At 59.7% G+C, this 25,490-nt stretch carries 22 protein-coding genes and 2 pseudogenes; 10 read left to right on the top strand and 14 right to left on the bottom strand.

Features of this window, described 5'->3' with window-relative positions; all coding sequences use genetic code 11:
- Window positions 1-65: 65 nt before the first annotated feature.
- Window positions 66-860: a two-component system sensor histidine kinase NtrB gene (locus tag AC1Z3V_RS33015; RefSeq protein WP_483504295.1), complete on the top strand. Its 795-nt coding sequence runs from the start codon at window positions 66-68 to the stop codon at window positions 858-860.
- Here AC1Z3V_RS33015 and AC1Z3V_RS33010 read toward each other — a convergent pair.
- The gene (locus AC1Z3V_RS33010; protein ID WP_483504294.1) at window positions 857-1,708 is read right to left on the bottom strand and encodes a LysR family transcriptional regulator; all 852 of its coding nucleotides are present in this window, start codon (window positions 1,706-1,708) and stop codon (window positions 857-859) included. The two genes, AC1Z3V_RS33015 and AC1Z3V_RS33010, sit on opposite strands and share 4 nt — an antisense overlap.
- A gap of 209 nt (window positions 1,709-1,917) precedes the next feature.
- Window positions 1,918-2,289: a DUF488 domain-containing protein gene (locus tag AC1Z3V_RS33005; RefSeq protein ID WP_483504293.1), complete on the bottom strand. Its 372-nt coding sequence runs from the start codon at window positions 2,287-2,289 to the stop codon at window positions 1,918-1,920.
- Window positions 2,290-2,411: 122 nt separating this feature from the next.
- Between AC1Z3V_RS33005 and fsa the strand changes: the two genes are divergently transcribed.
- The 5 genes and pseudogenes from fsa to AC1Z3V_RS32980 form a co-directional block, all read left to right on the top strand.
- Window positions 2,412-3,068, top strand: a complete 657-nt coding sequence (fsa, locus tag AC1Z3V_RS33000) for a fructose-6-phosphate aldolase (protein ID WP_334197016.1) — start codon at window positions 2,412-2,414, stop codon at window positions 3,066-3,068.
- Between the two features lie 184 nt (window positions 3,069-3,252).
- A complete protein-coding gene (locus AC1Z3V_RS32995; RefSeq protein WP_483504292.1) occupies window positions 3,253-4,791 on the top strand; it encodes an FAD-dependent oxidoreductase in 1,539 nt (512 codons plus the stop codon).
- 50 nt (window positions 4,792-4,841) lie between these two features.
- Window positions 4,842-5,156: a hypothetical protein gene (locus AC1Z3V_RS32990; RefSeq protein ID WP_483504291.1), complete on the top strand. Its 315-nt coding sequence runs from the start codon at window positions 4,842-4,844 to the stop codon at window positions 5,154-5,156.
- A 289-nt stretch (window positions 5,157-5,445) separates the two neighbouring features.
- Complete coding sequence (locus AC1Z3V_RS32985; protein WP_483504290.1) at window positions 5,446-5,823, top strand: GreA/GreB family elongation factor; 378 nt, start codon at window positions 5,446-5,448, stop codon at window positions 5,821-5,823.
- 318 nt (window positions 5,824-6,141) lie between these two features.
- Window positions 6,142-6,341: pseudogene (locus AC1Z3V_RS32980) on the top strand (hypothetical protein); the annotation flags it as partial.
- Window positions 6,342-6,570: 229 nt separating this feature from the next.
- On the opposite strand, the gene AC1Z3V_RS32975 reads toward AC1Z3V_RS32980, so the two are convergent.
- The 12 genes and pseudogenes from AC1Z3V_RS32975 to AC1Z3V_RS32920 all read right to left on the bottom strand — a co-directional run bounded on the left by AC1Z3V_RS32975 (window position 6,571) and on the right by AC1Z3V_RS32920 (window position 22,523).
- On the bottom strand, window positions 6,571-7,353 hold the full coding sequence (locus AC1Z3V_RS32975) for a universal stress protein (RefSeq protein WP_334197013.1): 783 nt from the start codon (window positions 7,351-7,353) through the stop codon (window positions 6,571-6,573).
- 1,039 nt (window positions 7,354-8,392) lie between these two features.
- Complete coding sequence (locus tag AC1Z3V_RS32970; protein WP_334197010.1) at window positions 8,393-8,596, bottom strand: cold-shock protein; 204 nt, start codon at window positions 8,594-8,596, stop codon at window positions 8,393-8,395.
- Between the two features lie 1,738 nt (window positions 8,597-10,334).
- On the bottom strand, window positions 10,335-10,646 hold the full coding sequence (locus AC1Z3V_RS32965; RefSeq protein WP_483504289.1) for a hypothetical protein: 312 nt from the start codon (window positions 10,644-10,646) through the stop codon (window positions 10,335-10,337).
- Window positions 10,646-12,115: a siroheme synthase CysG gene (gene cysG / locus AC1Z3V_RS32960; RefSeq protein ID WP_483504288.1), complete on the bottom strand. Its 1,470-nt coding sequence runs from the start codon at window positions 12,113-12,115 to the stop codon at window positions 10,646-10,648. Before cysG ends, AC1Z3V_RS32965 begins: the two co-directional genes overlap by 1 nt.
- Window positions 12,087-14,741, bottom strand: a complete 2,655-nt coding sequence (locus AC1Z3V_RS32955) for a nitrate reductase (RefSeq protein WP_483504287.1) — start codon at window positions 14,739-14,741, stop codon at window positions 12,087-12,089. The genes cysG and AC1Z3V_RS32955 overlap by 29 nt, the downstream gene beginning before the upstream one ends.
- Before the next feature lie 2 nt (window positions 14,742-14,743).
- Window positions 14,744-15,073 (bottom strand): nitrite reductase small subunit NirD, encoded by a 330-nt coding sequence (nirD, locus tag AC1Z3V_RS32950; protein WP_483504286.1) that lies wholly within the window; start codon window positions 15,071-15,073, stop codon window positions 14,744-14,746.
- 10 nt (window positions 15,074-15,083) lie between these two features.
- Window positions 15,084-17,534: a nitrite reductase large subunit NirB gene (gene nirB / locus AC1Z3V_RS32945; protein WP_483504285.1), complete on the bottom strand. Its 2,451-nt coding sequence runs from the start codon at window positions 17,532-17,534 to the stop codon at window positions 15,084-15,086.
- Between the two features lie 16 nt (window positions 17,535-17,550).
- Window positions 17,551-18,813, bottom strand: a complete 1,263-nt coding sequence (locus tag AC1Z3V_RS32940; protein WP_483504284.1) for an MFS transporter — start codon at window positions 18,811-18,813, stop codon at window positions 17,551-17,553.
- Between the two features lie 308 nt (window positions 18,814-19,121).
- Entirely contained in the window at window positions 19,122-20,339 is a 1,218-nt protein-coding gene (locus AC1Z3V_RS32935; protein ID WP_483504283.1) for a CmpA/NrtA family ABC transporter substrate-binding protein, read from the bottom strand.
- Window positions 20,336-20,939 (bottom strand): annotated as a pseudogene (locus AC1Z3V_RS32930) (ANTAR domain-containing response regulator). The gene AC1Z3V_RS32935 and the pseudogene AC1Z3V_RS32930 overlap by 4 nt, the downstream one beginning before the upstream one ends.
- Window positions 20,940-21,697: 758 nt before the next feature.
- Window positions 21,698-21,976, bottom strand: coding sequence for an HU family DNA-binding protein (locus AC1Z3V_RS32925; RefSeq protein WP_058321208.1), 279 nt, complete (start codon window positions 21,974-21,976; stop codon window positions 21,698-21,700).
- Between the two features lie 175 nt (window positions 21,977-22,151).
- A complete protein-coding gene (locus AC1Z3V_RS32920) occupies window positions 22,152-22,523 on the bottom strand; it encodes a hypothetical protein (RefSeq protein WP_334197001.1) in 372 nt (123 codons plus the stop codon).
- A gap of 927 nt (window positions 22,524-23,450) precedes the next feature.
- Here AC1Z3V_RS32920 and AC1Z3V_RS32915 point away from each other — a divergent pair.
- From AC1Z3V_RS32915 to AC1Z3V_RS32900, 4 genes are all read left to right on the top strand, one after another.
- Window positions 23,451-23,690, top strand: a complete 240-nt coding sequence (locus AC1Z3V_RS32915) for a tautomerase family protein (RefSeq protein WP_483504282.1) — start codon at window positions 23,451-23,453, stop codon at window positions 23,688-23,690.
- 235 nt (window positions 23,691-23,925) lie between these two features.
- Complete coding sequence (locus AC1Z3V_RS32910; protein ID WP_483504281.1) at window positions 23,926-24,339, top strand: SyrB-like regulator; 414 nt, start codon at window positions 23,926-23,928, stop codon at window positions 24,337-24,339.
- A gap of 112 nt (window positions 24,340-24,451) precedes the next feature.
- Window positions 24,452-24,994 carry a hypothetical protein gene (locus AC1Z3V_RS32905; RefSeq protein ID WP_483504280.1) on the top strand — a complete coding sequence of 181 codons (543 nt, stop codon included), beginning with the start codon at window positions 24,452-24,454 and terminating at the stop codon, window positions 24,992-24,994.
- An 84-nt stretch (window positions 24,995-25,078) separates the two neighbouring features.
- Complete coding sequence (locus AC1Z3V_RS32900; RefSeq protein WP_483504279.1) at window positions 25,079-25,369, top strand: hypothetical protein; 291 nt, start codon at window positions 25,079-25,081, stop codon at window positions 25,367-25,369.
- Window positions 25,370-25,490: the final 121 nt, after the last annotated feature.

The raw sequence follows: 25,490 nt of genomic DNA, 5'->3' as shown, positions 1-25,490 counted from the left end.
GCGAATAATGAATACGTTGGAGAACCGGAATTTCCGGACGACGTCGGAAAGCATGAGGGTCTATCATGACAGACATGGCGTTCCGAGAAGAGTTATTGGTGCACCAGCAGGCGGAGAGTAGCGGCGGCACACAGACTGCCAAACAGAACGAACGGGCAATCCGCCGGCTTGCTTCCTTGGGCGAGATGACCGGCGGCATTGCCCATGATCTCAGAAACATCCTAGCCGTTATTGACTCCGGACTGAGACTCGCCGAACGAAAAGCCGACCGGCCGGAGAGCGTGCGCGCCTATATCGCGGCGGCGCGCGAAGGCATCGATCGGGGCGTCGAATTGACCTCCCAGTTGCTGGACTTTGCAGACAATAAGGAGCCCGGTATCCAGGCACGTGACTTGAATGAGCTTGTCAACTCTTCCGAGCCATTCCTCAAATATGGGGCGGGACCAAACATCCGCATCAGGCTCGAGCTTGGTTCCGATGTCCCCAAGTGTCTAGTCGATCCGACGTTGTTCGATACTGCCGTTCTTAATCTTGTCCTCAACGCTCGGGATGCTATGCCAGGCGGCGGCGAGATTTGGATTGGAACCGAGCGGCTCGTGGACGCGGATTGTGCAGCCGGCCAGCCGGGAACCTACGCCCGCCTCCGCGTCAGGGACCACGGCTGCGGCATGTCGCCGGAAGTTTTGCAAAAGGTGCTGGACCCGTTCTTTACGACCAAGGGCGAGAACGGCACCGGCATGGGATTGGCGCAGGTGAACGCGTTCATGCGGATGGTCGGGGGCCGTCTGCGCATTTCCAGCGAGCGCGGGATCGGAACCACAGTCGATCTGCTGTTTCCATTGCCCGAGGCTGCCACTTAGGCCTCGAGGTTGCCTTCGGAGATCGCGCGCAAACCCGCAAGGGCAGGTCCCACGACACTCTCATCGGTGTTTGCGGACCTCACCGAGTAAACCGGATAGGAGTATTGCGGCATGTCGGGTACGAGGTGGAGCTCACCGGCAGCCAGATGCGGTTCCACCGCGCTCATCCTGAAATAGCCCGAGCCGCCGCTCGCGAGAACATAGCTGAGCGCCAGGGGACCGAGATCGAAAGAGAGGTCCGGTGCGACCTCCGGGAAATTCAGGTCGTGTTGCCGCCCAAAATCCGGCCCCCAATCCATGTAGACGTAATTCACCTCGTCAAGGCGCTTCGCTTCAGGATCGGTCGTCACAAGCACGAGCTTTTCTTCCATCAGCAGGTCGATTCTAAGGCCGGGGCGATGCTGGGGAGCGTACATGATCGCTACATCGACCATTCCCGAGGCGACCTGATCGATGAGATCCTGGGGCACGTCGACATGGACTCGAAGCGCGATATCGGGAAGAAACCGACGAATCCAACTAACCCAGTCGAGCAGCAGCGGTTGCGCAAGGGTGACTTCACTGCCAACCGTCAGCACCGCTCGGCGGCCTGCCGGCACTTTGACCTGTTGACGGGTGCGCTGCCATAACTGGACGAAGGTCGGGGCGTGGCGCAGGAACTGCTCGCCTGCCGGCGTCAGCGACGCGCCACCTTTGTTCCGAATGAATAGCGGCCGGCCAAGCAGTTGTTCGAGGTGACGAATCCGCGCGCTGACCGTCGTCTGACCAACATTCAGGCGCTCGGCGGCTCGAATAAAACTTCCCGTTGAAACTATTTCCAAGAAAGTACGGGCGAGCTCAATGTCCATTTTAGTATAGCATGAAAGTTGCGCTAAATTGTCAATCAAATTCGTTTGCTAAATACTAGCCGAGCCATAAGCTTGGGTGGAATCCAGCAGTCCTAGCGCTGCATACCGCGAAGACAGCGGGCCGACGCGGTGCGGTTGGCTGGTCATGGACGCGCCGCGGGCGACCCTCACGTCAACTGGTGGGCGTCCCCCACATTGGATGGGGCATTTTATCGATGTGCCAGCAAGAGCTCCCTGAGAACGACGGCATCGTTGTGCATCTCGTCGTGTGCCGCATAGACGAGTGTGACCGGACCTTTAAGCGTCAGGTTGCGCAACCGATCAAATTCCTCGCAATGCTCCTCGATCTCCTCGACATACCGCCGGCGGAATTCCGCCCACCGGGAGGGATCGTGAGCGAACCATTTTCGCAGCTCGGTGCTTGGCGCCAGTTCCTTCGCCCAATAATCGATTGCTGCGTCGGCCTTCCTCACTCCGCGCGGCCACAGCCGATCAACCAAGACACGCGTGCCGTCACTGTCCGTAGGACTCTCATAGGCACGCTTCAGCTTGACGTCCTTCCCGGAGATTTTGGCGCTCATGCACGTCGCTCCCTGCTGCCCTACCTTCACAGAGGTAGGGCACGCGAGCACATCTGCTACGCCCAAATCACTTCGGGAATGGCGCCGCCACTGCATCACGCGACTACGCCGGGAGAAAAACGATGAAGTTCTTTGTCGATACAGCCGACATTGCCGAAATCCGCGAGCTTACCGCCGCAGGCGTCGTCGACGGAGTGACGACCAATCCCTCGTTGATTGCAGAGACCGGCCGACCGATCCGGGAGGTTATCAAGGAGATCTGCGAGGCGATCGAGGGTCCGGTCTCAGCGGAGGTCGCCGCAACTGAGTTCGACGGGATGGTCGCCGAAGGGGAGCGGCTGGCCAGCATAGCCGCCAATGTGGCCGTCAAGGTGCCCTCGACGTGGGATGGGTTCAGGGCTTGCCGGGCTCTCAGCGAACGCGGGCTGAAGGTCAATGTCACGCTCTGCTTTTCAGCGAACCAGGCGCTGCTCGCGGCAAAAGCCGGTGCGGCCTATATCTCGCCATTCGTCGGCAGGCTGGACGATCTCGGCCTGGATGGCATGGAGGTCGTCCGGGAAATCCGGGCGATCTACAACAACGACAAATCCTTCACGACGGAGATTCTGGCGTCATCAATCCGCACGCCGCTGCATGTCACACGAGCCGCAATGGCAGGCGCCGATATTGCGACCGTGCCACCGGGAGTGCTTATGATCCTGGCCAAACATCCGCTCACCGAGAAGGGACTGGCGGCCTTCCTCGCCGACTGGAGCAGGACGGGGCAGGCCATCCTTTAGATGTCCTGTTGCCGAACCAATGAGCTATCCAGCAGAAAAACTGCACTCAACGGATGATTAAATTCGTTTGCTTAACAGACGCGGCGGCCACAAACTGGTCGGTGAGATCAAAGGCCACGACCCGCAGAGGTCGCTTTCAGCCCTCGCAACGGCTGCTATCACGATCGCCAAGGAGGAGAAACCAATGGCTGCTGAGCCTACAAGCATGGTTGGACCTGATCTGGCAGAGGGCATCAGACTTGCCGATCTTCCTGACGGCAGCAAGCTGGTCGGCCATTGCGGCGATGCGCAGGTGCTGCTTGTGCGCCGCGGGGCTGAGATTTTCGCGGTTGACGCGCATTGTACGCACTACAACGGTCCGCTCGGCGAAGGACTGGTGGCCGGCGACACCGTCCGCTGTCCATGGCATCACGCGTGTTTCAGTTTGCGAACCGGGGAGGCCTTGCGCGCACCCGCCTTCACGCCGCTGGCATGCTGGCGGGTGGAGGAGCGTGACGGCTATATCTTCGTGTTGGGCAAGCGCAAGGGAGCTGAGCCGACAACAAGCGAGCGTCCTGTCGAGGCAACGCCCGAGAAGATCGTCATCGTCGGCGGCGGCGCGGCCGGCTTTGCTGCCGCGGAGATGTTGCGGCGAGAGCAGTATCGCGGCAGCATTGTCATGCTCAGCGACGACGAGGCGGCGCCTGTCGATCGGCCGAACCTTTCAAAGGATTATCTTGCCGGTAAGGCGCCGGAGAGCTGGGTCCCGCTACGGGGGGAGAGCTACTATTCCAAGAACCAGATCGACCTGCGCCTTCGGACGCAAGCGGTTCGCATCGAGCCGCAGACCCGCGAGGTCGTCCTCACTGGCGGAGTCTCCGTCCCTTATGACAGGTTGCTGCTCGCGACCGGTGCAGAGCCGGTTCGCCTGACGATTCCGGGTGCCGACCAGCCGCATGTTCACACGCTGCGCTCGCTCGTCGACTGCCGAGCCATAATAGAGAAGGCCGCGATGGCTCGTCGGGTGGTCGTGCTTGGAGCGAGTTTCATCGGCCTCGAAGTCGCCGCAGCCCTGCGCGCTCGCGGCATCGAAGTCCATGTCGTTGCACCCGACAAGCACCCAATGGGGCGGGTCTTGGGTCCGCAGTTGGGCGATTTCATTCGGACCCTTCACGAGAAGAACGGAGTCATTTTCCACCTGGAGGAGACTGCAAGCAGCATCAGCGAGAGCGAGGTAAAACTGCGCGGCGGCGATATCCTGGTCGCTGACCTCGTGGTCGCCGGCATCGGTGTGCAGCCGCGGACAAGACTTGCTGAAACGGCAGGGCTGGCAACGGAGCGCGGCGTCGTCGTGAATGGTTTTCTGGAAACCAGCGAACCGGAAATCTTCGCGGCCGGTGACATCGCGCGCTGGCCCGATCCTCATAGCGGAGAGAGCATTCGCGTCGAACATTGGGTGGTCGCCGAGAGGCAAGGGCAGACCGCGGCGGTCAATATGCTCGGCCGGCGCGAGAAGTTTGATGCCGTGCCGTTCTTCTGGAGCCAGCACTACGACGTCAGAATCAATTATGTCGGTCATGCGGAACGGTGGGACGAAGTCATGGTCGAAGGCGACATAACCGGCCGGGACTGTCTGCTTCGCTTCAAGCGCGACGGCCGCGTATTGGCTGCCGCTTCGATTTCCCGTGACATCGAAAATCTGATGATCGAGGTGGCAATGGAGCATGAAATGGTTTCCCGCTGACGATCTAGGTGCGCCAAATCCACCACCGCAGCGAAGAAAGGAGCTCAACGATGTCAACATCGGCCGACCGCAATCCGGCTCCTGGCGTGCGTAAGAATGCGCCACCTATGCGTTACTCACGGCCAATCATTTTTATCGACGAGATCGCCAGGCAAGAGCCTCCTGGCACGTCCACCTCGGTCGATATCTTCTCGCACGATGGCAACAAATGGTACTGTCAGGTCCGTTGCGGCCAACGGAAGACCCAGCCGATGGGGCCATTTACCAAACGACGAGCGGAGCGGATTCAGGAGGCCCGCAGGACGCGCATCGCGCAAAAGGGAACCGCTTGGCTCGTCTTCGAGCGAAGCGGAGAGGATTGGTGATGACGCAAATTGAGCGCGTTGTAGTGAAGTGGCCCGAGTGGTCGCGCCACTTCCCGAAAGGCTGCGTTGAGTGTGGCAACGCAGCGCTGACATCGACTGTCTATCGTCTACCAGCTGCAACGGACGCGGATTTCGTCCTGTTTTCTCAACGATTCCCGCGTCTCGGGGCTCAAGGCGGTAGCTCCACTTCAGGACCGTGAGCCCTGGCGCCAGTACGACCCAGCAGTCGGAGAAATCGAACCGAGATCCAGTTGTTTTTCCGGAGCAGATCTGCTCCGAGGAGCTTGCCATGAGCGATCGGCTTCAATGTTATCTAACAGTACACGACCATGCGGTCCTCAGAGAAATACTTGATCAGCGTCCGCGGGACAGCGCTTACGGCCGATTGCTCAGGAGAAAGCTGGCGCAAGCTGAAATCTGCTCCCCCCAAAGCGTCCCCAATGATGTCGTGACGATAAACAGTCGCGTAACCTTCTGCGTCGATGCAGGTGTGCCGAGAACAGCCAATCTGGTCCGCAATGAGAGCCAGGACTTTCCCAATTATACCGTTTCTGTAGGGTCGCTTTTGGGGCTGGGGCTGCTCGGCTTGAGAGCAGGTCGGGCAATTGCCGTGGAGACAGAAACGGGCGGCTTACAGAAGATCAACGCAATCACGATTGCCTTTTAAGCCCTTGCGCTTCCAGGCACCCCAATAGTGATCACCTCGACGTTGTTGTTGCCAAGGATCTGTTGGGATCGCAGTCCGGATGCTGCCTAGGGATGAGGGAGGCCGAATGAACCAGGTTGATATCCAGAAATGCAGAACCTGCCGTGGACCGATCGAATCCAAGCCACATCATCCTCGCGACTGACTTCAGCGCAAGATGTGACCGAGCACAGGACCGCGCAGTCCAGCCAGCGATCGAGTGGAACGCCAGCGGGAGTGGGAAAAAGGTGGGGGTAAGAAATTTCGGGTAAGCAGGTGCCTTTTCTGAAAGGGCATTCGTTGGCGTCGCAATTAAAGATGATCATCTCGGTCGAGCTTGTTGGCATTGACGGCGTGTCGCAGCGTTGCGAAATTGCCAAGGTCGGCCGGTCTCTCGAGGGGCCCGTCTCAACGATTTTGACCTCTCCCTCGAAGAAGCCAAGGAGATCCAGCGGCGCCTACAACAGGAATTGACGCAGTTTCAGACGGATCAAGCCGCCGTTGTTGGTTCATGCCCTCTCTCCTCCGTACGGTCGCCCTACGATGGACTGGCGACCCGCACTACGTTTTGGAACGACCTCTTGACGGTGCAGGACAGCTGGAGAAGAAGATAGTTCGTCGGCTGATGCGCAAGCTGCGCAATCGCCAACGCGCTAGGCCACGCGTCATGGTCACCGATAAGCTCATATCGTTAGTCTCTGCGTCGCATTCTGGCCGATCAACCGCGGCTCAGTGGGACATCAGTACCGGCATGGAAATGTTGCTCAGCAGAATTTTGGTCACCCCGCCGAACACGGCTTCAGAAAAGGGCGAGTGACTGTAGGCCCCACACACAATAAGGTCGGCATCTTCCCGATCAAGGTTAGCAAACAAAGCGCTGGTCATATCCGTTTCGCCGCGGTCGCGCCAACCTGCCAAAGTGACGTTGGCGCCGTGGCGTTCCAAGTGCGCTTTCATATCCTGAACGTCTTCGTTGTCATCACTGTAGTTGGGAGCGAACATGAACAGATAGACCCTCTGCGCCGCTTTCAAGAGTGGCAGGGCATCGTGAACGGCGCGGGTTGCCTCGCGACTGAAATTCCAGGCGACAACAATGTTAGTCCCGATTGGTTTTTCACCTGTCCATCCAGCGGGGAGCACCAACATCGGAACCCCTGCGCTCAGCAGCACGTCCTCCGGGACGGCCGAATTGGAGAGGCGGCTGTCGTCGGGGTTGGTTTGCGTGGCGACCAGGAGGTCGGCGCAATGGGAAAACAGTTCCTCCGACGTCCGCGCATCCGGCGGGGCCTTTCGATATTTGAAATCGACCTTCATTCCCCGCAGTGCTGTCACAAATTGCTGTTGAATGGCGAGTGCAGCATTGTGGCTCTCTCCGTCAAAAGCCGCCTTCGTGCTAATGTCGACGCCGATGAGCCTCGCATTGTATCTTGTAGCGAGATCGGCCCCCGTACGGACGCGTCCGGCGGTATTTGGCCCCGCATCCAGATATACAACGATATCTTGAAAGGACATGGTCTTCTCCGATCGAAAGTCGACTGCGCGGCGACAATCACGGTGAGATTCGTCTCATCCTGATCGTCGCGCTATAGTCGACCCCGCTCCGAGACCTGCGTCATCAACCAACAGGCAATCTGCGGTCAATCGCATCGCCTCCCAATTCAACGTTGGCTGTGGTTGAAGGTTCCCGAGGCGTGCCATTTGGTCTTTAAAAGGACATCTGACACAACGACCTGGCGATCGAGAAGTCCGGAGAGCGTATTAGCTGCGCTCGATTCCGTTGATCGCCGTCCGATCCATATTCGCTACCGCTCTTTCGACGTCATGAGCACGATCGCCGCCCGAGTCATCGATAAGTTGAATACACAACAATGCTGCCGAAAACCTGCGCGAGTCCAAGGACGATGCAGGTACCGATCAGGACCGGCTTCCACCAGGGTTTGGTCCAGTTGGTCTTTGCGCTCTGCATTTTAAAGATTACTTTGCTCACATGGCTCGGCAATTGCCGCTCCTCGCGGCAAAAGTGTGGTCAGATCAGATAAGCCGATCAGGCTCGATGAGGGATAAAGCAGAGGCTCCGGAGTTGCTTCCATGATCATCAATGGTGAAGCGGTCGTTCTCGATTAGCAGGGGCCGGTCAGATTTCAGGTTGCTGCAGCGCGCGGTCGGCAAGAAACCGAGCTTGCACGAGCCGAGTGAGATAATTTTCTATGCCTTCGACCTCCTCTAACTCGGCGGCGACGGTATGCGATCGCGGCCGTTGGCGGAGCGTCGGCGCAGGCTCGAGCCGATTGTCGCCGGCAGGACTGGCGCGTTTCGCTTCTCGGCGGAGGCGCACGCCGACGGCGCCGAGTTCTCCCGCGCCGCGTGTGAGCTCGGCCCCGAAGGCATCATCGCCAAACGCCGGGATGCGCCATATTGATCGGGCCGTCGGCCGGAAACCTCCTGCTCCAAACTTGAACGCTTCAAAACAAGCTGAGCGTGGTTTGCTGACCTCCGCTTCGAAGGTCAGCGCGTTCTTCGTTGGATAAGGGCCCGCGACAGTCGTCGCAGCTCAGGCCGACCTAACATTTTCGGCTCGCGATTTTCCCGTCTTACGGTCCTGGCCAAGGTCGTAGCTGACCTTTTGACCGTCTCGAAGCGGACTGCCGCCTTCAACCGCGGACACATGGACAAACACGTCCGTTCCGCCGTTCTCAGGTGAGATGAAGCCGTAACCCTTGTCCTGATTGAAAAACTTAACGGTACCAATTGCCATCATCATCCTCGTTCACTGTGGGGCTTTTGCATGCGTGCGGGGCCTATTCACCCTCTTGGCTTGCCGCAATCATGCAAACGGGTGAATTTCGATCCGTTGCGTTGTGTAGAATAAGCAACCCCTAAAATTAGGGGGAGCAAAAGTAGCCGGGACCAGAACGAAGGCGCAACCATGCCGTAGTTCCAATCGTGACGACCACAACAAAAAGTCGAGTAATTTTGAAAGGAATATCGCCGCCAATGCCAGCCTCTTCTAGAACGGTCGCGCCCAATTGTACCCGCGTTCGTGGCCTTAGCTGATACCGGGGTAGCGGTAACTGTTATCCAAGCAGGAAGCAACCAGGATGCTTAGCGGCCTTCACCCCTGCTCGTAGCCACAGCACACCCGAGACCTCTGCGGCGTCCTTGGCTCTCGGTCTTGTCGATGAGGCATACCCGAGAGCGCTGGGTCGCTTGGGGCCGGGGTCGCGCTCCGCGGTCACTTGGCGCCAGTGACGGGGGCTGTCCGATTCAGTTGGCGCTCCAACAGCATAGTGGCTGGGTTTGAAATGAGGCCCCCAGAATTTTCAAGAGGTGCCCAAGTCGTGGATGCGCCGTCCACCAGGGGAATCTCGAACTCGTGCGAGATCCCGGTTTAACACTCAGACGCGCGGCTATGACGTCAACGCGAGGGCGACAAGCCAAGCTGCCAAGGCGATCAAAAACCAGAGCCGGGCGTGCTTATACCGTCGACGTCGGGCGCCTTCCCAATCGTAGGACATGATGTTCCTTCTCTCGGGTGCGCACAATGCACGATTGTAATGGGCAGTGAAAGCGATTTCTGACGTGTGCGCAGCGCAACTAACGGTGTGGGCTGGTAAGTCCGCAAGTCGGCCGAACTCCGCACCATATGGAGGAAAGGAGTCCGGCTTTTGATCCCCGTCGAGATTATAGATCTTCGACAGTAAGCAAACCAACGAGGGCACAAGGTGTTCCGCGCGCGCCGCGAGAAAGGAGCCCAAACTCCACCCGACGTCGGTGGGATCATGGGAAGCTTAGCAGCGCGTGTGTTCTGAAGGTTATAAAAGAAATGGCCCCGCCGGGGGTACGACGAGGCCGCTTCTGGCTTCACTCAGGGGTGGTAAAGCCTGCCAGCGTTTGACCCCCGAGCGAGAGCAGGGGATCGAGAGTACGAAACGTGCACAGGGGGAAAAGGTTCCAATTCCTGGGATCCGGAAAAATGGCCCCTGAACGGACGAGGGGCCAACAGTGAGCATGTACCAAGCATGTCCCTTCTCGGGATGAGCGAACAGCCTGTGAAGCCCGGTATCCGCAACACATGGGCGCAATTGTCGGAACCGACATAGTTTATGCAGCACTCGAAGGAAAACTCGGCGGGCGGGAACCACTTTCAGCTTTCAAGGCGTATAACCCATGACCGAGCCTTACCAACCTCGCTGCCAGCGGCGGCGCACATGACCTCGACGGGCAAAAAATGGCCCCGAAAGGCGACAATGGGGCCAAATGCAGTGTGTGCTGTGCTCGCGGCCCCAGTAGGAGAAAGGGAGTGCCGGAGCCCGTTCTGCAAAACGGCGACCCAAGGAGGAGCCACGGTCGCTTTGATTTTCTTCCCCCTCAACGTGACGACTGGTAGCTCGACAGTCTCATGCCATGATACTCCGGCACGTCCGAGGTTCAGGGCGAAGGTCGAAAAGGAGTGCATTCTCCTTGACCGGCAAACTCTTTGACTAACGCGCGGCTTAAGGTGCGGGGAGAAACGGCAGATACGCAGCGAGGCTGATCGCAGATAGAGCTACGGTTACCCCGGCGGGCTGTCTCTTCAGGGTCGAGCCGATGAGCACGCCGGCCGCCACGATCAGGAATCCCAGCCATAGGGTGTTGTCAGCGAACGCTAGCCCCAAGGCCGACAGACTGATGGCGGTGGCGGCCGTGGTCAGTGGCGTGGCCGCAAGCGCGGCGCTTGACTCCGCGCGAAAAATGCACGCGAACCGGTTCCAACTGAGGCTGATCGCGAGAACGAGGAATGCCGGCGAAATCACGTCCAGTTCCATCAGTGAAATCCGACTGCTCGGACCGGAACCCCGGCGATGTCGCTGGCATCGATGACCTCATTTCCGCGAGCTGCCAAAGCCTCGCCCACTGCGATCAGAACGGGACTTTCGTAGCCGATCTTCTCCATGCCGCTCGCAAGGTTCGCGAGATTGCCATGCCAATTGCGCTGAGTAGCGCGACTGACGTCGCTGACCACGATCACTTTGGTCGAAGGCTGCAGGCCCTCTCTGATCAGGCGCTCGGAAATGAGCGGTGCTGTCCGGCCGCCCATGTAGAACACGGTTGTCGTACGGGGATCTGCGACGGTCGCCCAGTCAATGTCGGCGGGCAATCCGCCATGACGGGAATGGCCGGTGATGAAGCGTACCGATTGGGCATGATCGCGGTGGGTGAGCGATATGCCGAGGCACGCGGCCATGGCGCTTGCAGCCGTGATCCCGGGAATAACGTCGACGGGAATGTTCTCTCGATTGAGGTGGGCGATCTCTTCGCCGGCGCGCCCGAAGATCATCGGGTCGCCAGACTTGAGGCGGACGACGCGCTTTCCGGCCTTGGCGAAGGCCAACATCGTTGCGTTGATGTCTTCCTGCTTGCAGCTTTCGCGGCCGCCGCGTTTTCCGACCAGCATGCGTTTCGCCTCGCGGCGGGCAAGTTCCAGAACCTCGCCGGAGACGAGATCATCGAACAGGATGACATCGGCAGCTTGGAGGGCGCGTACAGCTTTTAGCGTCAACAGTTCGGCGTCGCCCGGGCCGGCGCCGACGAGTGTGACGTGGCCGGCCGTGCCAGCATTGCTACGGATTCGATCTGCATCAGCGATGAGGCCACGCATTGTATTTGCATCCGGCTCGCCAGCGCCGAAGGCGCGATCAACGAAACGTTCCCAGAAGTTTCGACGTTGAACCGAGGTGAGGGTGTCCGTCACATAGGTGCGCACGGTCTGCGCGAGTTGAGCCCAGGATTTGAGTGACTGCGGGAGGAGGGTCTCTATGCGCCGGCGGATCGCCTGGCCGAGGATGGGAGCGGCACCATCGGTCGAGATGCCGATCACCACGGGCGAACGGTTGACAATCGAGCCGAACTTGAACTGGCAGAACGCGGGCTTGTCGATAACGTTGACGGGAATTCCGGCGGCTACTGCGCGATCGTGGAAGGCACGCGCCTCCTCTTCGGTCTCGCAGTCGCCCACGGCCAAAGCAAAGCTCTTGAAATATGCCGTCTGCCACGGCGCATCGTGGTAGACAAACTGGTCAAGCTTCTCCTGGAAGACCTCGGCAAGCTCGCTGGCTGCGCAAAAGACATGGACCTCTGCGCCGGCTGCTGCCAGGAGTTCAGCTTTCCACGCTGCTCCATCGCTGCCGCCGGCGACCAGAACGGATTTTCCCTTGAGATCGAAGAACACCGGTAGCGAAGCGAGCGTAGCGATACGCTCCTTTCGATCACTCTGCAGCTTGACGGAGGCAACCATCGATAATCCCTTTGATTTCGACGCGGCAGGAGCCGCAATTGGTTCCGGCATTGAGTTGCTTGCCGACCGCTTCGACCGTATGGCAGCCGCTGGCGACCGCGCCCACGATCTGATTGACGCCGACCGAAAAGCAGGAGCAGACGGTTGCACCGGGATCCATCTGATCTGCTCCCGGCCGACCAGCAAGAACCGCTACGCGTGCCCGCATCGTCTCTAATGGGACGCTGAGTTGTTTCACGGCCCAGTCGCGCGAGACGCCGACAGGTTCCGGCGCGGCATAGAACGCCAGCAGCAGCTGTTCGCCGTCGAAGAAGCCGTGGCGCTGCTGTTGCGTGGGGTTGTCTACATAAGCGAGATGTTCACCGCGATCCCAAAGACCAAAGGTATCGCGGCACCACGTCTCGATATCGTCAAGCGGCGTGTCGAAGCCGAATTCCACGCGCCAGCCGGCTTCCGCCTTGGCAATTGCCCAATACGGCGCATTCAGTCTCTCGGGTCGTGAGGCAACAACGGCAAAACCGTAGTATGGGATTTCGGCCGGTCTGACCTTGACGCCAATATTCTTCAGCGCAGGCTGGCCGGAAACGGGGTCTGTGCGTGGTGCGAGCAAGGCATCCACGCGCGCGTTGGCCGCATACTCGTCATTCCAATGCATCGGCACGAAGACACTGCCACGCGGCTGTCGCTCCGTGATCAGTGCGCGCAGCACAACGGAACCGAAGGCGTTCTCCAGCTTCACCAAACCAGCCTTGGGAATCTGGAGTTCGGCGGCGTCGGCCGGGTTGATTTCGACGAATGGTTCGGCGAGATGCGACGAGAGGCGCGCTGCCTTACCGGAGCGGGTCATGGTGTGCCACTGGTCGCGGATGCGCCCGGTATTGAGAACGAAGGGCATGTCCTTGCTGGTACGCTCTTCGCGCTCGGACCTTACGGCAATGAATCTCGCCTTGCGGTCGGGTGTGTAGAACTGACCACCGGCGAAGAAGCGCGTGGCGCTCTCGAGCGTGCCGGCGCGATGGGGCCATTGGAACGGTGTCATAACCTCGAAGGCATCAGATGAAATCCCGGCTTTCGCGCCGATATCAAAGTCGCGGGTGCCGTCGTTTTCGAAGGCTGAAAGTTCAGCATGCTCGACGAAAATTTCGGCGGGACTTGTGTAGTCGAAGCCGTCAAAGCCCATGCGCTTGGCGACCTCCGCCATCTGCCACCAGTCCGGTCTTGCTTCGCCGGGCAGATCCAAAAAATTGCGCTGGCGGGAAATGCGCCGCTCGGAGTTGGTGACGGTTCCGTCCTTCTCACCCCAACCGGCTGCAGGGAGCAGCACATGGGCGAGGGCAGCAGTATCGGTGTTCTTTTGGATGTCGGAAACGACGACGAAGGGGCAGTTGCGGATGGCTTCTCGCACCCGGTCGGCGTCCGGCATCGAAACGACCGGATTGGTGGCCATGATCCAGAGCGCCTTGATGCGCCCATCGGCAACGGCCTCGAACATCTCGACAGCCTTGAGTCCGGGCCTTGCCGCGATCGTCGGGGATTTCCAGAAACGCTGCACGCGATCGCGCGCGGCATCGTCTTCTATGTTCATGTGGGCGGCGAGCATGTTGGCGAGACCGCCGACCTCGCGGCCGCCCATCGCATTGGGCTGACCGGTCAGCGAAAAGGGGCCCATGCCCGGCCGGCCGATGCGTCCGGTTGCCAGATGACAGTTGATGATCGCATTGACCTTGTCGCTGCCGATCGAAGACTGGTTGACGCCCTGGCTGTAGCAGGTGACGGCCTTTTCTGTCGTTTCAAACAGACGGTAAAAGGCCAGCAGTTCGGCGATCGATAGACCTGTCTCCGCCGAGATATCCGAGAGGCTCCGGATTTGCGCTGCTTCAAGCGCATCCTGGAAGCCACTCGTATGGGCCGATACATAGTCGCGGTCGAATATCGAGGATCCGGCGAGATGGGCGAGCAACCCGTTGAAGAGGGCAACGTCGCCGTCGCTCTTGATCATCAGGTGCATGTCCGCGAGATCGGCACTGACGGAGCGGCGAGGATCGATAGTGACGATCTTCAGGTCTGGTCGGCTTTGTCTTGCCGCCTGAATGCGCTGGTTGAGGACGGGATGGCACCAGGCGAGGTTCGAACCAACAAGAACGATCAGGTCAGCGAGTTCCAGATCCTCATAGCAGCCGGGAACCGTGTCCGAACCGAAGGCGCGCCGATGGCCGGCGACGGACGAGGCCATGCAGAGCCGGGAATTGGTGTCGATGTTGGCCGAGCCGATGAAGCCCTTCATCAGCTTGTTGGCGACATAGTAGTCCTCGGTCAGACATTGGCCCGAGACATAAAAGGCGACCGAGTCCGGCCCGTGCTCGGCGATGGTGTCACGGAATTTCGAGGCCACAAGATCGAGGGCCTCACCCCACCTTACGCTCGTTCCATGGATCTCCGGGTGGAGCGCCCTTCCGTCCATCGACAAGGTTTCAGCGAGCGCCGACCCCTTGGAGCAGAGCCGGCCGATGTTGGCGGGATGATCGGCATCGCCCCGAACCGAGACGGCGCCGTTGTCAGTGACGGTTGCGATTACGCCGCAACCGACACCACAATAGGGACAGGTGGTCTTGACCTCCCGCTCCATGGCTATTCCGCCGCCATCATGAGGCTTTCGAGCGCGATGAAGAGGGCACCATCCTCGTTGCGAAGAGCGATCGTCTTCACCGCCCCCTCATCCGCCCCGAGCGCCTTGCCGGTTTCGAGCGATATAACCCAGTTGTGCAGCGGGCAGGTCACGGCTTTGGCATGAACGATGCCCTGCGAGAGTGGACCGCCCTTGTGCGGGCAATGATCCTCGATGGCGAAGACCTCGTTTTCGGCGGTGCGGAACACGGCAATCTTGCCTTGAGGGGTTTTGACGCAGCGCGCACCGCGCAGCGGAATGTCAGCGATATTTCCAATGGCAAACCAGGTCATGGCCAATCTCCTATTCCGCAGCTTCTGGATAACCGACCGTCGCCATCGGCCGGAACTCGTGTTTGTCCTTGCCGGAGACGCGCTCCGACCAGGGATCGACCTGGGCGAATTTCTGACTGAAGACGAAGCGGTCGAAATAGGCCTTGCGCTTCTCGGCATCGCCCATGATCTGGCGGCGGATTTCGTCGAGGCCGACGCGCTTCGCCCATTTGTAGATGCGCTCGAGGTAGCGCGCCTGCTCGCGATACATCTGCGTCAGCGCCACGATATGCTCCAGCGCCTCGTCCTCGGTCTTCACCAGGCCAAGAACTTCCGTGCCCTTGATGTCGAGCCCGGCCGCCCCGGCGAAATGGATCTCGAAACCACTGTCGACGCAGATGACGCCGATGTCCTTGCAGGTGGCTTCCGCACAATTGCGTGGACAGCCGGAGACCGCCATCTTCAGCTTGGCGGGCGTCCAGGAACCCCACATGAACTTTTCGATGCGAATGCCGAGACCGGTCGAATCCTGCGTGCCGAAGCGGCACCAGTCGGAGCCGACGCAGGTCTTCACCGTGCGCAGGCCCTTGGCATAGGCCTGACCGGAAACGAAGCCGGCCTTGCCGAGATCGGCCCAGACGGCCGGCAGGTCTTCCTTCTCGATGCCGAGCAAGTCGATGCGCTGGCCGCCCGTCACCTTGACGAGCGGGATCTCGAACTTGTCGACCACATCGGCGATCGCCCGCAACTCGCCGGAATTGGTGACGCCGCCCCACATGCGCGGCACGACCGAATAGGTGCCGTCCTTCTGGATATTGGCATGGACGCGCTCGTTGATGAACCGCGACTGGTAGTCGTCAGCATATTCGTCCGGCCAGTCGCAGACGAGGTAGTAGTTGAGCGCCGGGCGGCACTTGGCGCAGCCGCAGGAGGTCTTCCACTCCAGCTCCTGCATCACCGCCGGAATGGTCTTCAGCCCCTTGGCCTTGATCAGCCGGCGCACGTCGTCATGGCCGAGCTCGGTGCAGGTGCACATCGGCTGGACGGCGGCCGGATTGTAGCTATCGCCGAGCGTCAGCGACATCAGTTGCTCGACAAGCCCGGTGCAGGAGCCGCAGGAGGCGGACGCCTTGGTATGGGCCCGCACGTCGTCGAGCGAGCTCAGGCCCTTACCGGTAATGGTCTCGACGATCTTGCCCTTGCAGACGCCGTTGCAGCCGCAGATCTCCGCATCATCCGGCAAGGCTGCAACGGCCGCCATAGGGTCCAGCGGCGACCCTCCCTGGTAGGCCTGGCCGAAGATCAGCGTTTCCCGCATTTCGGAAATATCGGTCTGCTTCTTCTTCAGATCGTTGAACCAGGCGCCGTCGGCTGTCTCTCCGTAGAGCACCGTGCCGATGATACGGTTGTCCTTCAAAACGACCCGCTTGTAGATGCCGCCCGCTGCATCGCGCAGCACAATCTCCTCGCGGTCATCACCGTCGGCGAAATCGCCAAGCGAGAACAGGTTGATGCCGGTGACCTTCAGCTTCGTCGGTGTATCGGAGTGGACAAAGGCGGCGCTGCGGTCGCCAGCCAGATGCGATGCTGCGACGCGAGCCATCTCGTAGAGTGGCGCCACCAGGCCATAGACCATGCCGCCGACCTCGGCGCATTCGCCGAGCGCCATGATGTCCCCATCGGAGGTCATCATGCCGTCGTCGACGACGATGCCGCGGTTGACCGCCAGGCCGGCGTCCTTGGCAAGACCGGCGTTCGGTCGGATACCGACTGCCATCACCACTAGGGTCGCCGGGATGATGCGGCCGTCGTCGAGCTCGATGCCCTCGACCTTCCCGTCGCCAATGATGGCCTTCGTGTTGGCCTTACAGATGACCTTGATGCCGCGATCTTCGACAGCTTTCTGCAGCAGGTAACCGGCGGCCGGATCGAGCTGGCGCTCCATCAGCGTCGGCATGACGTGCAGGACGGTGACGTCCATGCCGCGCGAGGCAAGGCCGGCTGCCGCTTCAAGTCCGAGCAGGCCGCCACCGATGACGACCGCTTTTTCGCGCGACTGCGCCGCAAGCAGCATTGCCTGCACGTCGTCGAGATCGCGATAGGTGATGACGCCGGGCAGATCCTTGCCCGGGACCGGAATGATGAAGGGCACCGAACCGGTGGCGATGACCAGCTTGTCGTAGCTCTCGGTGACGCCATGGTCGGAGGTGACGGTCTTGGCGTTTCGATCGATGGCAACGATCTTGTGACCCTTGTAGAGCGTAATGCCGTGTTTGATGTACCACCCATCGCCGTGGATGATGATTTCTTCGTAGTCCTTCTCGCCCGACAGCACTGGCGACAGCATGATGCGGTCGTAATTGACGCGCGGTTCGGCGTTGAAGATCGTGACCTGGTACTGCTCGGGGGCCTGTTCGAAAAGGTGCTCCAGCATGCGTCCGGGCGCCATGCCGTTGCCGATGATGACGAGCTTTTGAATCATAATTCCAATTCCTAGGTTAGGCAGTTGCCGTGGCGGTCGCGGAATGCGCCCGACGTTGCATCCGCTTTACGGACACGTGCATCCAGATGAGAGAGATCGCGACGATCGCAAACAGCAGCAGAAAGCAACTGGACCACAGGCCGGTCAGGTCCTTGAGAAGGCCGAAGGCGATTGGGAGCAAGAAGCCCCCGAGGCCACCCATCATGCCGACGATGCCGCCGACGGCGCCGACATTCTCCGGATAATAGGCCGGGATGTGCTTGTAGACGGCGGCCTTGCCGAGGCTCATGACGAAACCCAGAACGAAAACCGTGACGATGAATGCGGCGGGCGTGATGCCGAAGGAATGCCCCTCGCTCGCTGCCGGCAGCGATAGGATCAGTGTCGCCACGGCAGAGACGCCGAGCATACAGTACATGACGGTGCGCGCGCCCTTGCGGTCAGAAAGCATGCCGCCGAAGGCGCGGAAGATGCTGCCGGGGATGGAATAGGCGGCGGCAACCATGCCTGCCACGGCAATATCGAAGCCGTAGACGCCGACGAGATAGCGCGGCAGCCAGAGCGAAAGCGCGACGAAGCCGCCGAAAGCGAAGAAGTAGTAGAGCGAAAAGCGCCAGACCTGAACGTTCTTTAGCGGAGCGAATTCCTGCAAAAGGCTCTTGGATGCGACGCCGCGATTGCGGCGCTCGCGGAATGCAGGATCGTCGGTGGTCGAAAACCAAAAAATGATTGCTGTTGCCGCGAGCACGAGGGCCCAGATGTCGGCAACGGTCTGCCACCCCCATGCGATCAGCACGAAGGGTGCTGCGAACTTCGTAACGGCGGCGCCAACATTGCCTGCGCCGAAGATGCCGAGCGCTGTCCCCTGTCTTTCCGGCGGAAAGAACGGTGAAACGTAGGCAACCCCGACCGCAAAGGACCCGCCGGCGAGACCGACGCCCAGGCCCGCAATGAGCATTTCCGTGTAGGTCGTGGCATAGCTAAGCAGGAAGGTCGCCAATGCCGATGCCAGCATGGTGAGCGTGTAGACCAAACGACCACCATAACGCCCGGTCCAGATTCCAAGGACAAGGCGGACGAGGGATCCAGTCAGGATAGGCGTGCCAACCAACAAGCCGAACTGCGCTTCGGAGAGGCCGAGGTCCTGCTTGATGCGAACGCCGATGATCGCAAAGATCGTCCAAACCGCGAAACAGACCGTAAAGGCGGCGGTGGAGATCCACAGTGCTTTCGCTGGTTCGCCGCTATGCATCGAATAGCTTTTCTTAGAACTAGACATGACTTCTCCGCGGCCCGACGAGGTCGTGCCAGTGAAACGTTGAGGGGAAGAATGCGAAAGGGCACGTCAGGGCACGCGCACGAATGTACGCGGGATCTCCTGCTCAGCGACTTTGCTTGAAGCGCCCATCGTTGGACACTGTGCGGCCTTTCGGCTCAAGAACAATTATGCAAGGGCCATGCCAGTTTCAGAATTGGTATGGTTCGGACCTTTTCCGCGGAATCCTGCCCGAACTGGACTGAGCCGGAGGCCAAAAATATCGGCTGGCGGTGCTAAAAATTGTGCACTGCACAGTTTATGAGCAGAGCTCACAGCTGCTTTTGGGCAGAGAGATATTCTTCGATGCGATCTGGGTCGAACAGGTTGCCGTCGAAAAATCCGTCCGGACCGAGCGTCAAAGCGCCGCTGGAGCCGACCGGCGTCTCCATGCGCAACGCGCCCTCCACCTTGGAGCTTGCGGACGGCATTGCGAGACCCAGCGTCTTCAACGCGCTCCGGTAAATATCCGGCCTATAGGTATTGCCGGCCACCCGCTGATGAGCATCGGTATGCGCGGCCTGGCCCCACCGAACCATCTGCGTATAAAACCAGAGTGCATGGCTCTTCCATGGAAACGTCGCCGCTTTGGCGTTCGGGACAAAAAAATCCTTCACTGTCTGCGTGTGGCGCAGGCCAATTTTGAGCTCGCCCGTCAGCGCGGGTCGCAGCCATTCCGCGGACTTGTTTATGTAGGCGTCTCCCGAGAGCAATCGGGCAAGTTCCTCATGGTTGGCCGGCTCGGCGCACCAGACGGACGCCTGGTAGATCGCTCTCAAAAGAGCGGCGAGCGCTTCGGGATGGCTATCAGCCCAGCGTGCGTTGACGCCGAGCACCTTTTCCGGACTGGATTTCCAGATTGCTGCCTTGACGGTCGCGAGATGGCCCCCGCGTTTGAGAACACCAAATGTATTCCAGGGTTCGCCGGCGCAATAGCCATCGATTGTCCCGTCTTTGAGTGCGTTGCCCATGTCTGCGGGAGGCAGCGTTAGAATTTCGACCTCGCGTTCGGGATCGATGCCACTCGCTGAAAGCCAGTACCGCAGTTCGTAGTTATGCGCGGAGTAGGGATGAACGACCCCGAACCGAAGGCGGTCGCCGGCCCGTTGTGTGATCACTTTGCGCAAGGCGTCGCCGGTTGAGCGGGCATCGAGGTCAGCGGTCGCACCGTTGTCGACCATCTTCCACCAGAGATTGCCCGCCACAGTGATGGCATTGCCGCCGAGCCCGAGCGCCATGGGAACGATCATTCGCGGTGCAGGCGCGGTCAGACCGAGATTGCAGGCAATTGGCATTGGCGCAAGAATGTGGGCTACCTCGAAATGTCCGACCGCCAGTCTGTCTCGGACCGTTGCCCAGGATCGCTCACGCATGAGCGTAAGGTCGATCTGCTCGACTTCCGCAAAGCCCTTCTCTTTGGCGATGATCAGGAGGGCACTGTCCAGAAGTGGCAGGAAGCCCGCTGTGATTTCGTGCCTGTATTTCTTCATACCTCAGCTCCGGGATCGAGCAGGCTAGCCGCAGTGATAAGACTTTGAGCGATCTCGACGATTTTCCGATTCTGGCCCATGGCCGTTCGCCGCAATAGAGCATAGGCCTCTTCCTCTGATAGCCCCCGGGTGCGCATCAGCACCGCTTTGGCCCGGTCGATCAACTTGCGGTTTTCCAACTCGCCACGAGCTTCTTCGAGCTCCCGGCTCAGTCGCGAAAACGCATTGAAACGGCTAATTGCCATTTTGAGGATGGGGCGTACGCGTTCCTGCTTCAGACCGTCGACAATGTATGCCGAGACGCCGGCGTCCACAGCCGCTTCGATCGATGCTTCGTCGGACTTGTCGACGAACATCGCGATTGGTCGTTTTACTGCACGCGATATCTGGAACATGCTTTCCAGCATGTCCCGGTTGGGGTTCTTCGAGATCAATGACGATGACATCAGGATCGATCTCGGTGATCTTCCTGGCAAGTCCATTCATGTCGGCAATGATTGTCACCTGAACGTATCCTGCATCCCGCAATCCGTCTTCAATGACTGATGCGCGAATGCGGTTTTCATCGATGACCAGTACGTTAAGGCTGCTAGGTTTCATGAAACCGACGACACAGATTTACTGACATTCAAATTCGACCCAGGAATAACACGACTTCGCCAAACGAAGCCGTCGACTACCGCGGGTCGATGCGGGAGCACTCGACAGCTGTTTCGGATCCGGACGGGCGATCTCGCCTGTCCGGCGCAGGATTACAATCCAACAGGCGTTGTTGATGTACGTTGGAGGCAAATCTCAGGGGAGGGAAGGTCTGAATCCCCAATTTGGGTACGCTTTCGAAAAAAATCGCACAGCCTGCGGATCAGTCTTTGGGTCACGCCGTGGGCAACCAGGTGAGGCCGCATTCGAGGCCGACCTCGGATGTTGCCTGGTGCGGCTGCTCACTCCACGTGGTGAGACCATCACGAGCATTGTGAAGCGCTTCTTCCCATTTTGGGCGTTGGCATCGCATAATGTATCGTCCGGAACTGGGGCAGGTTTGCGCCGCCGCCAGTAAACCTGCGGGTCGCAATCGAGGAGCAAATGAGCCTTTCCGACCGCGGCACTGGACGTCGGCGTGAGCCTCTGCTCGCGGCAGAAGCTCTGGGGCCGGAGCACCACTAGGGTTGTGCTGCAGTCGCATCCTCGATGCTGCACCGGAACGATCGACGCATATCTCGTCCCTTCGGGGCCAAGCCGACCCCCTCCAGGGAGGATCGGTGCGGTGATCGTCACTCGCCAGGTGTAAGCGTTCGATAAGCGCCGTATGATGAGCGCCGCTTCAGGCCGTCGGCGGGCGTGAAGCCGCTCCGCTTGCGTCAGCCGTTCAACGCGTCCTTGAGAGCTTTGGCCGGCGCGAAGGTCAGCTTCTTCGCCGCAGCAACCTTGATGGTCGCACCGGTTGCCGGGTTGCGCGCCTCGCGCTCTGGCGTGTCCTTCAATTTGAACTTTCCGAAGCCCGGGATCGATGTTTCGGCGCCAGCTGTGGCGGCGGCAGTCACGGCAGCGAAGACCGCTTCGACAACCGCCTTGCTCTGGACTTTGGTCAAGCCATGTTCGGTCGCGATCTTTTCTGCAATCTCATTGGTTGTTGTCATTTTTTTCCCCTCTTGATGACGCGGGAATTCTCATCCGACGGGATCCCTTTTGTCATCTGGCGTTCCAGCGTGCACGGCCCAAATGCCGACGATTTCCACAGCGCAATTGTGGCCTTTCGTCGAAAGCCGTTCCATTGGGCCCTTGGGTCCATACCTGTTGGATAAGGCGCTCTGGTCATCCGGCGCTGCAGGGGAGCGCCCGCCAATTCGAATGTCGGGCGTTGAGCAGTGTCGAATTCCCATCGACCACGAGCCATAGCTCCTTACCCAGCGCGCGAACGGTGAGCGGTTTCCTTCTCTCCTGACGGCCATTGGCCGCCGCCAGCATATGGCGGTTTGCATTGACGATCCCTCTTTCGCGCGCACGCGCGTTGACCAACTGCTCGAGCGGAATGAGCAGGTGTTCTTCGCAAAGATCGAAGTAAAGCGAAGGGTCATCCGGAAGCCTCGTGAGCGCTGCGGCGATTTCCTGGTTCAATGCAAATTCTCCAATGGCGCCGCCAAGCTGGAGCGTGAGAAACTTTGGCGACATTTCTTCAGCTGTCATGCAGTGCCTCCTAGAATAGCGCTTGGGCCTGCGCGATGCGCGCTTCGCAGGTGATCCACGGTTCGAACGGTCTGGAACACGGCCGCCAATCGGCACGGGACCGTACTTCGCATGCGGGCGTTTGGTGCCTTCGTCGTTCCTGGTTGCTGGCTATTTTATGTCGAAACGCACTGTCGGGCTGTGCTGAAAAGCCCCGATGATTGCGGTGACTGGTTTGAGATGGACGCCAACTTCGCAGCAAGGTGTTTCGCTTGCTGCTCGGTTAATCTGAACTGCAGTGACGACACGTCAGTTCGATTCGGATCGACGCTGAATTCGATCCTCAAGAAGACGTCGCCACTCGCATCCGCAGTGACGGCCTCAACTTTCCAATCGATGACGGCAGATGCTCGAATATTGCCTCGTCCGTCTGTGCTCCAATCTTTTCTATGCAAGCTGACTCCCCTCTAAGTTGCGCAATCTGCCGGCAGAAATACCTCCTGAGCGCGCGTGCCTCGGGCTCCTATCCCGGACCGCGCGCCGAGCGAATAGATGCATACCAATTTAGCTATACTGGTTAATCGCTTGCTTTGCATCAAAATTTTCTAATCAGCTAATAGAGCTGCGTTCTTCCTGCGGATCAGCTATCTCTATGTTTTTGAAGCTTATTCCGGCGCCAGAAAAATCTGCGTCCAGCTTCCAGTCGATTGCGCGCCGGAGTGGACCAATAGGAAGCAGCATCGATTTGCGAATGACCGGGCGATGCGCGACCGCACAGGCATCAGCCGTGATGGGCTGATCCTGCTTGCCGCTCTTAGCGTTTTGATCGCGACAACGGGGCTATCGCCCGGTGAGCGGGTGGGATATCGATCAGAGACGCGACCCGCGTCATACTCGAGGTCGTTTCTGTCTGCATCAATGCACTCGCTACCAACGAATGGAATGGAAATGCCGCACATCGCCGTAAAGATGTTCCCCGGCCGCACCGAGGAGCAGAAGCAGGACTTCGCCGCCAAAGTAGTCGAAGCCGCGAAAACCATCTTAGGTTCAAGCGATGCTTCGCTTTCCGTTTCCATCTCCGAAGTTGAACCAGCGGAGTGGGACGCAAGAGTTTACGATCCTGAAATCGCGGCCAACGAGAGTATACTCTACAAGAGACCGGGTTACGGACCTCTGGCACAGTCGTAGTGGTAGGCCGAGCAAGGGCTCTGATCAGCGGAGCCCGCCAACGCCTGTCCAGCGTTTTTGGATGGAGAGGGCTCCGGTACAAAACCCGCTCGCTGAGTTCACGCCTCTGCGAAAGTCTCAAGCTGCCGAAAAGCGGCGCCGTCTTTTGACGCCGGGTTGTTGCGGACCGGAGAGTCTCATTGACTCTGCCCTTTCCGCGTTGGAAATAAGCCTGATAGTTGCAGAGGGAACAGCCATGGCAGACGACAACAATATCGAGACCGTCGAGACGACGACCACCCCGGCCGAAATTGCGCCGCCGAAAAAGCGCCGGGGCCCGAAGCCGAAGAACGTCGCTGCGGAAGCGACCGCCGAAGCCCCAAAGGAAAATGGTGTCAAGACGCGAAGGGGACGCCGGAAGAATTCCGCGACGTCGGCCGAAGGCGTGACCACTGTCGCGACCGGCGGCAAGACCTCGGCAAAGAACAGCGCCAGGGGCGTCGGAAAGACCCGAGCACCGAAGCAAACCACCGCAGCGGCAGCTCCGGTCCTTGACGACATCGCGGACCTGCTTCAGCTCGAAGAAGAGAATGCACGACTCCGTAAGGCGTTGGCCGAAAAGCTGCGGGCCGAGAACGCGGACCTGCGCAAGCGGCTCGGTCTTTCCTGATCGATTTCGGTGATGGCCGATCGGTCTGCGCGATCGGCCTCCTCCTACATTTTGGTGGCTTACCGGTCCTAGCGATGGGTGCCGACGCCACCGCGTGAGATGAGGGCGCACGATGAGGTCACCCTGGAAATACCTGGCCGGATTGACGTCTTTTGGCAGGACAATCAAGGAGCCCGTGAGCCCGCCAGAAGCCGGTTCTTCGAAGCCGGACGAACCATCGCCCGCGCCGGAAGAGGGCACTCCGGCACCCTTGGATCGGACCGACAACGCTGCAAGCGCGGCAGTCGACGTGCCCGACAAGCCGACAGACCCGACCGGTAACCTCGTTGTCCCGGCCGAAATAGTCGAGCAGGTGTCCGCGGCCATTACGGTCGATTCTCCGCGCGCCGACGATCACGCGTCGGAACGCGGACAATCGGCGCAACCGAGAAAAGTGCAGCGGCGCGTCCGGAAGCCAAGCGCCAGGCCAGTTGCTGTGGTTAAAGCGATTCAGCCGAGGGAAGCGCCCGTCGTCGTGCGGCCGCCACCGACGTTGTCCGACGAAGTTGCTGCTCTGGATGAAGAGGTCCGGCAGCTCAGGCGGCAACTCACAGAAAAGCTGCGGCTGCAGAACAAGCAGCTTGCAGGATTGCTGAAGCGGTTTGACGCATCGTGATCTGAGCGCGCTTTTCGACGATCGTTTGACCCGAGCACGACGAACGCAACATTAAAGTGGCATAGCATCCACACGTTCCCCGCCATGTCTTCCATTCCCGCCTTTATCTCCGAATTGATCAGAGCCGCCAATGAGATCGAGAAGCTGACACCGCACGAGATGAGCCGTCTTCTTGACCGGTCTGTCGACACGATCCGCGATATGCGCGAGCAGGCCGGAAGGGTTGGTAGTCGGCGCGCGAGGGACGTTCTGATCGACTTGCAGGTTGCGTCGTCGCGCGCCCGAGATTTGTCACCAGAGGACGCGAGAGATACTCTTCTCGATGCGGCGGACCTCATCCGGGCGCTGCGGATCATGCAAGACGGTGAGGAATGAGCTCCGGTATCGGCTCAAGCGCGATTTCAGCCCAAATACCGTCTCCGTTCGTGCGCCATACGTTCTCACAGTCGGGGTTGCGCATCTCGCTCCTATCCGCCCGACCGAGTGACGCCGGAAG

It is taken from the genome of Ensifer sp. 38_S197 (assembly GCF_056924495.1).
Note: the sequence above shows the minus strand (reverse complement) of the source record. Positions and strands in the feature narration are given on the sequence as shown.

Excerpts from the sequence above, each read along its gene's own strand:
- fsa (WP_334197016.1), top strand. The coding sequence starts at position 2,412 with ATGAAGTTCTTTGTCGATACAGCCGACATTGCCGAAATCCGCGAGCTT.
- AC1Z3V_RS32940 (WP_483504284.1), bottom strand. The coding sequence starts at position 18,813 with ATGTCTAGTTCTAAGAAAAGCTATTCGATGCATAGCGGCGAACCAGCG.
- AC1Z3V_RS32935 (WP_483504283.1), bottom strand. The coding sequence starts at position 20,339 with ATGAAGAAATACAGGCACGAAATCACAGCGGGCTTCCTGCCACTTCTG.
- AC1Z3V_RS33005 (WP_483504293.1), bottom strand. The coding sequence starts at position 2,289 with ATGAGCGCCAAAATCTCCGGGAAGGACGTCAAGCTGAAGCGTGCCTAT.
- AC1Z3V_RS32925 (WP_058321208.1), bottom strand. The coding sequence starts at position 21,976 with ATGACAACAACCAATGAGATTGCAGAAAAGATCGCGACCGAACATGGC.
- AC1Z3V_RS33015 (WP_483504295.1), top strand. The coding sequence starts at position 66 with ATGACAGACATGGCGTTCCGAGAAGAGTTATTGGTGCACCAGCAGGCG.
- nirB (WP_483504285.1), bottom strand. The coding sequence starts at position 17,534 with ATGATTCAAAAGCTCGTCATCATCGGCAACGGCATGGCGCCCGGACGC.
- AC1Z3V_RS32915 (WP_483504282.1), top strand. The coding sequence starts at position 23,451 with ATGCCGCACATCGCCGTAAAGATGTTCCCCGGCCGCACCGAGGAGCAG.
- AC1Z3V_RS32905 (WP_483504280.1), top strand. The coding sequence starts at position 24,452 with ATGAGGTCACCCTGGAAATACCTGGCCGGATTGACGTCTTTTGGCAGG.
- cysG (WP_483504288.1), bottom strand. The coding sequence starts at position 12,115 with ATGGTTGCCTCCGTCAAGCTGCAGAGTGATCGAAAGGAGCGTATCGCT.
- nirD (WP_483504286.1), bottom strand. The coding sequence starts at position 15,073 with ATGACCTGGTTTGCCATTGGAAATATCGCTGACATTCCGCTGCGCGGT.
- AC1Z3V_RS32965 (WP_483504289.1), bottom strand. The coding sequence starts at position 10,646 with ATGGAACTGGACGTGATTTCGCCGGCATTCCTCGTTCTCGCGATCAGC.
- AC1Z3V_RS32920 (WP_334197001.1), bottom strand. The coding sequence starts at position 22,523 with ATGACAGCTGAAGAAATGTCGCCAAAGTTTCTCACGCTCCAGCTTGGC.
- AC1Z3V_RS32900 (WP_483504279.1), top strand. The coding sequence starts at position 25,079 with ATGTCTTCCATTCCCGCCTTTATCTCCGAATTGATCAGAGCCGCCAAT.
- AC1Z3V_RS32985 (WP_483504290.1), top strand. The coding sequence starts at position 5,446 with ATGAGCGATCGGCTTCAATGTTATCTAACAGTACACGACCATGCGGTC.
- AC1Z3V_RS33010 (WP_483504294.1), bottom strand. The coding sequence starts at position 1,708 with ATGGACATTGAGCTCGCCCGTACTTTCTTGGAAATAGTTTCAACGGGA.
- AC1Z3V_RS32995 (WP_483504292.1), top strand. The coding sequence starts at position 3,253 with ATGGCTGCTGAGCCTACAAGCATGGTTGGACCTGATCTGGCAGAGGGC.
- AC1Z3V_RS32970 (WP_334197010.1), bottom strand. The coding sequence starts at position 8,596 with ATGGCAATTGGTACCGTTAAGTTTTTCAATCAGGACAAGGGTTACGGC.
- AC1Z3V_RS32975 (WP_334197013.1), bottom strand. The coding sequence starts at position 7,353 with ATGTCCTTTCAAGATATCGTTGTATATCTGGATGCGGGGCCAAATACC.
- AC1Z3V_RS32990 (WP_483504291.1), top strand. The coding sequence starts at position 4,842 with ATGTCAACATCGGCCGACCGCAATCCGGCTCCTGGCGTGCGTAAGAAT.
- AC1Z3V_RS32955 (WP_483504287.1), bottom strand. The coding sequence starts at position 14,741 with ATGGAGCGGGAGGTCAAGACCACCTGTCCCTATTGTGGTGTCGGTTGC.
- AC1Z3V_RS32910 (WP_483504281.1), top strand. The coding sequence starts at position 23,926 with ATGGCAGACGACAACAATATCGAGACCGTCGAGACGACGACCACCCCG.